The following is a 7,295-nucleotide window of genomic DNA, read 5'->3' as shown; positions in this document are numbered from 1 at the left end:
GCACCAGCAGCGAAGTGATACACGTCTGCGAAGGAGATACGGGAGAGAAGATCTGCGAACTTCGCGTTCCGCTCTCGGTCGTCTGCAGGTTTTCTGAGAATTTCTTCTGCCCTATCCGTATACGCAATCCGAAGTGGTTCTTGATAACTTAAAAATTCCTGGAGAACAGAAACATCGGCGTACTTGATATTTCCAATGCGATAACTCTCCGTAACAAACCACTGCGCAGAGGTAGAGGAAGTACCAGAAGACCCTCCCGTTTTACCCTGCTCGTCAGTTCGCCAAGAAACCGTCTTTGTTGGATCCTCGTATGCCTTTCCCTTGAAACTTTTGAGGTAGTCGTCGCGTTCTTTCCTGAAATCATCATAGAGTTGAATCGTCTGCTGAAAAACTTTCTCTTCCGAGTCCGGTTTATGTGGCGAAAACTTTGCCACCGCAAAGGTCGCTACGTTTGCATGAACACTTGTCAGAACGACCCAGAGAAACATCGAAAGAATCAATGTCGTCGTTGCTTCCTTCGTCCAAACAGACAAGAGGAGTCCTAAAAGATACCATGTTGACACGTACAACAGCGAAACAGCGAATATCAGGACAACGTGTGCAATGTCGTTCCCGTCAAAGGCGATGTTAGGTGAAGAGAGTGTGAGCAACAGTGCTACAATCAGACTCACCACAACAATCGGGAATAGCGACAACATACCACCGAGGTATTTCCCTAAAACGACCGTGTCCCTCGGTATCGCATTGGACAACACAAGTTTCAGCGTGCCGTCCTCTCTTTCGCCTGAAATCGTGTTGTAAGCAAACAGAATCGCTAATGCGCTAAGTACGATCTTGAAGATGAAGACCACATCAACGGAGAGAAACATTGCGAGAAAAGGGTTGTCTGCTCCTATCTTCTGCGTCGTTTCGCCCCAACCGGGGGAACGGCTATCCCGCGTCCAAATCGGTTTGTCAGGCTCAACAACGACGGTATTTACACCAGAGGTTTCCATCCCGATGTTAAAAATGCCGAGCGGATTCGGTTTTCTGTGGACCTTTGCGCTAATATCGGTGTAGAGTTTCCAATTCTGCGCTTCCGCCTGAGATTCCCGGACAGCCGTGTTATATCCGACCAACCGTTTTTCGTGGTCATCCACCTGAACGAAAACCGCAACAGCGGTTGAGAGTAAGCACACGATAAACCCAATCATGAATCGGGATGTCAACACATTTGAGACGAATTCTCGTTGGATAATGAGCCAAAGCATAGCCATAAACTCACCTCATTTCTGAGACGGATATTGGTGTGGAACGATTTCAACAATTTCATCGCCTTGGAACTGTCTCAGACAAGTCGGGAATAGTCTTTTCCACTTTTGGAGGTGTTATATCTTGCTGGATCAAATCAGTATTTGACGCACGAATGCTTGTCATTTCTTGTTTTCTCCTAACTTCCGTTGGAAAGTGGATTGTTTTATAATATTATGTCGCGCTTTAAGAGAAAAGGTTGCGTGACTTTCACCTTTAGGCAATCTTCCTCATCTGCAGCGTTTATTCGCTGCCGGAACCCGTGGACTTGATTTCGTATTGTGTTAGTTCAAGGTTCTTTTTTACCTTTGAATCAGCGGAGACACGGATAAATTTCACAATCCCGACGTTAGGTGCCAACCAGAGCGTTGTTAACTCTATACCAGACGTATCTGAAGAAGTCGGTTTTGTCGCGTCCTTTTTTTCTCTTGCCTCGGCATACCAATACTCAATTTTCAAACAATCTTCAAATGTCCCCGCGGGGGTCTTTACAGTCTCTTTGGCTGTCACCTTCCCTTTTTCAACCAAATCAATAGGAATAGCATTAACCTGATCACCGCCCGGGATCTGAAAATCAGGACTTTGCATTTTCACCTTGAGCGTTATGGAGCCACTGATCCGCATTGCCGTCCACTCTTTATCAAAAACAATAGGGGTTGGGAGAAGATAGAAATCGTCTTTCGCTTCGACCGCAATCTCATAACTGAAATCAGCACTAACTCCGGGGGATGTTGAGATCCCTTGCTGTTTTTTGCTATCCGCTTCCATATCTCTACGGAGTTTTGCCTCAAACGCTTTTTCAACCTTATCACCGACAAAGAAGGCGATTCCATCTTTACGAATTTGGTAAAAATTGGGATGGACGTGATGCTCGTAATCTGTCCAATCCTCCAAAGTAGGTTCATAACTGAAGGCATGATACGTCTCACCTTCAATCGTTTTTTTCTCTACGGCACGGCGTGTTAATTTGTTTTCGTCCTGATCCGCGTAAACCCAGAAGCTTCCCGGCGTATGTGGGAAATAGTCGTTTGACTGTTCGTCAGCCGCTGTCGCGGTGACAGAAAAAATAAGTAATAGACTGAAGAAGATACAGATAGGTTTGTAAACGACATCATTAAAGTGAAATCTTATCAACATACTAAGTGTACTCCTTTAGAGCTCTCTTAGGAGGGATACCCACCGTTTCCATACGGCTTTGGTGGCAGTTTTCTGTGCTTCGTTGGCATCTTCTGCCATACCGCGCATCAGAAAGGCGTGGCCGACCCCTTCATAGATGATGGGTTCGTAGGTGATGTTTGCGGCATCCGCCGCGGCTTTAGTAGCATCAATTGTGGCATTGATACGATTGTCATTCTCGGCGTAGAAGCCATACACCGGTGCTGATATTTTGGGGATATCTTCCGTTGATGGGGCAGGACCGTAAAACACAAAACTAGCGGCTATTGTGGTGGAATGAACAGCGTAACTGAACGTTTGACCACCTCCCCAGCAGAATCCGGAGACTGCAACTTTTTCATTGGTTGAAGGTAGATTTCGGACATATTTTTCGATGGCATCCAGGTCGGATGTGACTTGGGCGGGTGGGAGTTCACTGATAGCCCATGGTACGTCGTCCCTTGCGTCGAAACTTTCTGTGCCTCCACCGCCGGGCCCCATGCCGGAAAGCAGATCTGGACAAATTGCGACAAACCCTTCGGCAGCGAGCGTGTCTGCGACGAGCTGGATCCAATTGGTGAGTCCGCGACCCTGGTGGATGACGATGATAGCCGTTGCGGGTTCTTTCACCGCTGGATAAACGATAAACGCATTGACGATACGCTCATCGGAGGTCGTAACTTTCACCCATTCGCTGTGTCGCCGAGATACTTCAAGTTGAGTTTTTATACTATCAGCCTCTGCATCGGCAATGGACAATAAACCGATGACAATGATACCCAACATAAGCGTGTGGGATATCCGCATAGTTTTCTCCTTATTTTTTCTTCACTTGACTTCATACCTCTTTAATTCAAGGTTTAACTCAGGGGGTCTGACTGGAGATGGTGCCTCAAAACCAGGAGGCATAGGGGTAGTTTTGAGAAAAATATCCTCAGCTTTTTGATGAAACTTGACAATCCCGATGTTGGGTGCCACCCACAGCGTTGTAAGGGATTCGCCGGGCGTTTCTGATCCAAATTCCGCTGCGGATACTTCCATCTCTGTTTCTGTTCGGTATTCAATCTTCAAACAGTCTTTAAAAGTGCCAGCGGGTGTCTCAACGTTTTCTGTGCTCACAACAGTTCCTGTTTCGACAATAGTGAATTCGATTGTGGCTTTTGGAGGGTCTTGTGGCGGGACAGGTTGCATCGTGATTTTGGCTTTTATCTGTGTTGCCTTCCACTTTTCGTTGGGCGTGACAGGTATTGGCAGCGCATAAAACGGGTCTTGTGCCTCTATCTCAATATTATAGAGCATAATAAACGGTGCTCCCATTTTCTCCAATATTTTTTGAAAAGCCTTCATCTCTTCAGTAAGGTGTGCTTTGACAGCTTTCTCTACCTCATCCCCGAGCAGGAACGTAACCCTTTCTTCACCAACCTGGTAGAAATTTGGATGGATATGATAGTCATAATCTGCCGGATTCTCCAACACGGGTTCATAACTGAAGGCGTGATACATTTCCCCGGCAATCTCTTTGTCCTCAACGACACGCCGCGTTAATTCGTTTCCATCTGGGTCTTCGTAAACCCAGTAACTTCCGAGTGTTTTTGGAAAATATTGGGTAATTTCCGATGCGTCGCCCATAAGCATTGCACTGAGCCCAAAGACGAGTAAAAGCGTAAAAAAGGTGCGAAATCTTTTCAACATTATAGTTATTTCTCCTTTTGTTTGGTGACGAGCCGTTAATGCCCATCGGTGATTATGGGTGTTCATACCTCTGAACGTATAAAGACAAGGAATGCCCCTGAAATAAATACGCCGAGTAGTAACACGAGTAACAGCAGGTCCAAAGTTGCGGTGTTGAAGGTATCGCTAAAGGCGATCTTATCCTCAAATTGCGGAATTGCCTCACTCGAAACTGGTTTCTGAGACATGCCCTTGGGGATGCCGATGAGGTGACGACTTTGGATGTCTGCTCTATCGGTTTCGATGATGAATTGTCGGAATTGTTTTGTGTGCTGATGCACATGTTCTAAGTATTGCAAGTGCCGATTAAAACCGGTGCCTGCCATTGATTCAAGCGCGTATTGGACAATCGCTGCCGGTGAAAGCCGGGTTACCGCCCTTGCGCGCTGCACCTGCGCGACTTGTGCATCCAAACGCTCGCGATTAAGGCGTTCTCGGGTTTCTACATCTCCCTTAATGAGTTCAGCCTTGAGTGCCAATTCTTCATCACCTTCCGTTTCCCAGGCTCCTCTTAACTTTTCTGCTGCGGCCATGGCAGCTTCAGGTGACGTTTCATAAAGTTGCTGAAGTTCACTTAGACTTGGGAGGTTCGGGTTCTTTTTTTCTTTAATAGCACGCATTCGGGCACTATAGTCGTCACTAATCTGCTTAAGGGCTGCTTTTCTTGTATCACGAAATTGATCCATTGTTTGAACGGGTGGCATCCATTTTGTGGAAAGGGTGCCGAGGGTGGATGGCATAAAAATCACAGCGGCTACCCAAATCAATAAGAGCACAACAAGGCTCACCCGAGGCTCTCGCGTGCCAGCAGAAACCATCAATCCCAATCCAACGAAGATACCCGCATAGCAGGCAGCAATCAACAGGATCAACCCTAAACGTCCCCAGTTGTCTGCACTCAGTTGTGTCCAACTATCGACGGAAATCACTGCCAAATTCAGCAGCACTGCAAAAATGAAAGGAATGAGGACGGTTATTAAGGTCCCCAAGAATTTACCGATTAATAGGATGGGACGCGAAATCGGATTCGCGAGACACAATCGCAAGGTCCCTTGTTCTCGCTCGCCAGAGAGTGCATCAAACGTGAAGAGGAGCGGAATGAACGAGAGCAGGTAAGTGATAATAAATACCCAATCTATCTTTATTGCATAGGGACGAAGATCTGTCGCATCCGGGTTCACGGTGCCGTAATTCAACCACCAGTTGCTTTTGACCTCACCCCCTTGACCGCTTTTGGACCAAGTCTCCCCGTTTGATATGTTTTTTGGCAAATAGGCATCCCCGCCGTCTGCGATAAAGGAGAGCGAAGAGGGACGTTTGTTGAGGTCACCGGGTCCCTTCCGCGCCAGAGCATACAACCCTGTTCGGGATTTCAACTCGTTAGCGGATTTGGTAACCTTCTCGGAATAGTTACGGACCCTTTTGGGGTGCGTCCGAAGATGCACTACAGCGTTGGTAACCATTAAGGCGGAAAGTATCACAACCGTTAGAATAAAGCGCAGGCTATTGATGTGGTCAAAGAGTTCTCGTTTGATGATATGCCAGATCATTGGGATTCCCCTTTAAACTTCGATTTTAGTGAAAATCAGGAAGCTCCCTGTGAAGAGAACCAAGTTGATGAGTAAGAGTAAAAATAATTCTGGCAGTGCGCGTGTTGCGTTTTCCCAAGCACCCGTCGGCGTAAAACGGAACTGTGGCAAATCCCACCAGTCTACTGCACCTCTGTCAGAGGCGAACCATTGCCGACTGCCGAACGCATCTTTATCGTGGAAATAGTCAACGATGGTACGCCGGTAACCTTGAACGGCTTGAACAAAATCAAACATGCCGTCCAGATCAGTGCCGGCCCAAGCAGAGGTAGCAAACGTATAGAGGCTTGCAGGACTGAGTTTCATGAGACGTTCATGCCATATTGATTCTCGGAGGGAGGTGCTATCCAAAGTCTGTTTTCGGACTAAACCGATTTGTTCCGCAGAACGGAGGTACAACGCACCCATAGTGGCATGATACTTTTGAACGTGAGGCACTAACGGTTCTGAGCGTTTTCCCAGTGTCATATCCATTCCATACCGTTTGCTGAAGTGCCTCCCTGACGAGAAACTATTACTTGACGGAACATCCAGATTAAATTTTTGAGGTTCACCTTCAAGTGGACTGTTCGCTAAAAACCGGCTTTCTTCTCTGTCAACCTCTTCCCAAATCTGTTCAACCTGTTGATCTGCTGATGAGTGTAGTGCGCGTGTATCACCAACGGGGGTAATGGTAAACCGACTCCAGTTTGGATAGATGAGTACCAAAACTACCCACAGAAACATACAGAGCATCAGGGATGTGGCAGTGCGGCGTGTAGTTGTAGAAATCAACAGTCCAATGAGATAAAAAGCAGACAAGTAGATGGTTGTTGTCAGAATTATCCCGCCGATCCGAAGAAAATCTTCTCCATCCAATTGGATTGCGTCGGCAGTGGCTAACAAAATCAGGACCATCAGCAGACTCATTAGCACGGGGAGCAGCAGACAGATCATTGCTCCAATATATTTCGCAAGTAGAATGGATCCACGCCTCACTGGATGGGAAATAATCAGGCGTAAGGTGCCACTTTCCCAGTCTCCTGCGATTGCGTCGTAAGCGAAAAGCAGTGCCATCAAACTCAAAACGACTTGAAAAATGAGGACGAGATCGATCTTTGAAAAGAGGTTAAGAAATGTGTTATCAAGACTTCGCGCCGAGCCATCCGAAATCATTGGGACGAAACCGTGGTAAATGTCAAAAGTGGTGCCAAGCCGCTTATCCAATCCGGCGCTAAAAAGACTTAAGGGGTTCGGTGGACGTTCAACAGATAGTTTTAAAGTTGAGTAGGTTTTCGCTTCCTGTGCCTTCTCACGATGGCCATTTTCCTGCTGGCTGTATTTCGCCAATCGACGTTCGTAATCTTCAAGAAGCACGACAGAATTGGCGACAACGAGTAGAAGCGTAATGACAACGGCAGCAAAAAAACGCGCACTCATCAGATGTGTTAGAAGCTCTTGGCGGATAAGTGTTCGTAACATGATGCTTCCTTAAAAGTTTGGAGTTTGTCTATTAAAGACACTTCTTATAAAAAGGATAGGCACAAATTA

At 46.7% G+C, this 7,295-nt stretch carries 6 protein-coding genes; all 6 read right to left on the bottom strand.

Annotated elements, in window-relative coordinates; genetic code table 11:
* Nucleotides 1-1,250: ABC transporter permease (locus OXH00_03335; GenBank protein MCY3740035.1), on the bottom strand; the 1,250-nt coding region annotated here is incomplete at its 3' end.
* A 283-nt stretch (nt 1,251-1,533) separates the two neighbouring features.
* The gene (locus tag OXH00_03330) at nt 1,534-2,427 is read right to left on the bottom strand and encodes a hypothetical protein (protein MCY3740034.1); all 894 of its coding nucleotides are present in this window, start codon (nt 2,425-2,427) and stop codon (nt 1,534-1,536) included.
* Between the two features lie 15 nt (nt 2,428-2,442).
* Nucleotides 2,443-3,252: a dienelactone hydrolase family protein gene (locus tag OXH00_03325; GenBank protein ID MCY3740033.1), complete on the bottom strand. Its 810-nt coding sequence runs from the start codon at nt 3,250-3,252 to the stop codon at nt 2,443-2,445.
* Between the two features lie 21 nt (nt 3,253-3,273).
* Complete coding sequence (locus OXH00_03320) at nt 3,274-4,137, bottom strand: hypothetical protein (GenBank protein ID MCY3740032.1); 864 nt, start codon at nt 4,135-4,137, stop codon at nt 3,274-3,276.
* A 62-nt stretch (nt 4,138-4,199) separates the two neighbouring features.
* Nucleotides 4,200-5,726, bottom strand: a complete 1,527-nt coding sequence (locus OXH00_03315; protein ID MCY3740031.1) for an ABC transporter permease subunit — start codon at nt 5,724-5,726, stop codon at nt 4,200-4,202.
* Between the two features lie 12 nt (nt 5,727-5,738).
* Nucleotides 5,739-7,226 (bottom strand): ABC transporter permease subunit, encoded by a 1,488-nt coding sequence (locus tag OXH00_03310; protein MCY3740030.1) that lies wholly within the window; start codon nt 7,224-7,226, stop codon nt 5,739-5,741.
* Between the last annotated feature and the right edge of the window lie 69 nt (nt 7,227-7,295).

This window comes from Candidatus Poribacteria bacterium, assembly GCA_026706025.1.
Taxonomy (GTDB): Bacteria; Poribacteria; WGA-4E; order WGA-4E; family WGA-3G; genus WGA-3G.
The sequence above is the reverse complement of the archived record's forward strand: the minus strand, read 5'-3'. Positions and strand labels throughout refer to the sequence as shown.

Excerpts from the sequence above, each read along its gene's own strand:
- OXH00_03315 (MCY3740031.1), bottom strand. The coding sequence starts at position 5,726 with ATGATCTGGCATATCATCAAACGAGAACTCTTTGACCACATCAATAGC.
- OXH00_03310 (MCY3740030.1), bottom strand. The coding sequence starts at position 7,226 with ATGTTACGAACACTTATCCGCCAAGAGCTTCTAACACATCTGATGAGT.
- OXH00_03330 (MCY3740034.1), bottom strand. The coding sequence starts at position 2,427 with ATGTTGATAAGATTTCACTTTAATGATGTCGTTTACAAACCTATCTGT.
- OXH00_03325 (MCY3740033.1), bottom strand. The coding sequence starts at position 3,252 with ATGCGGATATCCCACACGCTTATGTTGGGTATCATTGTCATCGGTTTA.
- OXH00_03320 (MCY3740032.1), bottom strand. The coding sequence starts at position 4,137 with ATGTTGAAAAGATTTCGCACCTTTTTTACGCTTTTACTCGTCTTTGGG.